This is a genomic window from Arthrobacter sp. Bz4 (genome assembly GCF_003075455.1).
Taxonomy (GTDB): domain Bacteria; phylum Actinomycetota; class Actinomycetes; order Actinomycetales; family Micrococcaceae; genus Arthrobacter_D.
The window spans coordinates 1-1,255 of the sequence record NZ_QDAE01000070.1 but is presented as its reverse complement, the minus strand read 5'-3'; the positions used below and the strand labels follow the sequence as shown (position 1 = coordinate 1,255).

Genomic DNA, 1,255 nt, shown 5'->3' with positions numbered 1-1,255 from the left:
TGGTTGGGCCCCCGTTAGCAGTCCAGTGGCTATGCGATAGCTAGTTGGTTTCCTGCGGTCCAGTTTTCCCAGTAAGCCGACGGTGTCATTCCATCGAGGGATCCATGGGGCCGTTCATGATTGTAGATCTGTTTCCATTCATCGGCCAGGTACTTTGCTTCGGCCAGGGTGTCGATGATTTCCCCGGTGAGTTGTTCCCTTCTGAATTGGGCGTTGAATGACTCGGCGTACCCGTTCTGCCACGGCGACCCCGGGTCAATAAAAGCGGTCTCCACCCCCGCGGTTTGGCACCAGCTGATCAGCGCCGCGGCGGTAAATTCCGGCCCGTTATCCGAGCGGACATACGTCGGCACGACACCGGTTTCGGCGATGATGTCCTCGAGCACCGCGACCACATCCGTCGCGGTGAAAGACCGCCGCGGGATGATGGCCAGGGCGGTACGGGTGTATTCATCGATGACGTTGAAGAATCTCACATGGCGCCCGCAGGAGGTCACATCGGATTGGAAGTCAAAGCTGACCACATGCATCGGATACTGGGCAGCCAACCGCTTCTGCTCACCAGCCCCTGGCCCAGTCCGTCGCTTCTTTCGCGCCCTGGGCTTGCAGGTAAGTCCCTCGAGTCGCCACAGCCGGCGCACCCGCTTCGCGTTCAAGGCCACCCCATGCCAGGCTGGCTGGCTGAGTAGGTGCCAGCGCGCCTTCCGCCACCCCCACGCCGGATGCTTCCCCGCAACAGCCCTCAGATCGACCCGCAGCCGGTGGTCTTCGAAGCTCGCGACCGGCCGCCCCTTGCGCAACGCGGAACGGTTCTGGCCCAGGATCTTGCAGGCGAGTCTTTCGGACGCCCCGAACTTCTCCTGCGCCATGCGCACCGCACGCCGCCGAGGTTCCGGGCTCAAAATTTTCCCCGCGCCACCTCATTGAGTATGTCGATGGTCAGTTCCTTCTCCGCAACCAGCTTCTTCAGCCGGGCGTTTTCCTTCTCGAGCTCCCGTACCGCTTTGGTCTGGCCGGCGTTGTGCTCGGAACCGTATTGGTTCAGCCACCGGTACCAGGTCGCTTCGGTAACCTGCAGTTCCTTCACGACCTCAATCATCGGCCGTCCATCGTTGAGCATCTTCTGGCCCTGCCGGACCTTCGCGATGACCTGATCAGGGGTATGTCTACGTGCCATATCGGTGAATTTCCTCCTGCACCCATTATCGGATGCGAAACTCACATAATCACTGGACTCCTACCCGGGGACCCAACC

Annotated in this window: 1 protein-coding gene; it reads right to left on the bottom strand. The window is 60.9% G+C overall.

The genetic code is table 11. The features are described 5' to 3' along the window. Positions 1-29: 29 nt before the first annotated feature. A protein-coding gene (locus DDA93_RS16085) for an IS3 family transposase (RefSeq protein WP_116779319.1) occupies positions 30-1,177 on the bottom strand; the annotation gives its coding sequence in 2 pieces (ribosomal slippage) (positions 30-913 and positions 913-1,177; 1,149 coding nt in all). Positions 1,178-1,255: the final 78 nt, after the last annotated feature.